At 85.7% G+C, this 231-nt stretch carries 1 pseudogene; it reads right to left on the bottom strand.

What is annotated here, in order from left to right:
- Positions 1 to 231: pseudogene (locus KVT14_RS21790) on the bottom strand (hypothetical protein); the annotation flags it as partial.

Genomic DNA, 231 nt, shown 5'->3' with positions numbered 1-231 from the left:
GCCGGGCAGCCGCAGGGCGCCCAGGGCGACGCGCGGGCCGGGGGGGATCCCCTCGGTGGAGTCCCAGGGGCCGGCGGACCGGTCGTCGGCGGCCGGGGCCGGGCCCTCCGGGGTCGCGTCCTGCACCGCGGGTCCGTCGCCCGCGGCTGCCGCGGTGCCCGCCGGGTCGCCGGCCCCCTCGGCTGCGTCGGCGCCGGCCGCGGTCTGGTCCTGGGGGGGGCGGGCCTTCGC

This window comes from Cellulomonas sp. GbtcB1 (assembly GCF_019091725.1).
Taxonomy (GTDB): domain Bacteria; phylum Actinomycetota; class Actinomycetes; order Actinomycetales; family Cellulomonadaceae; genus Cellulomonas.
This window is presented reverse-complemented; position numbering and strand designations above follow the sequence as displayed.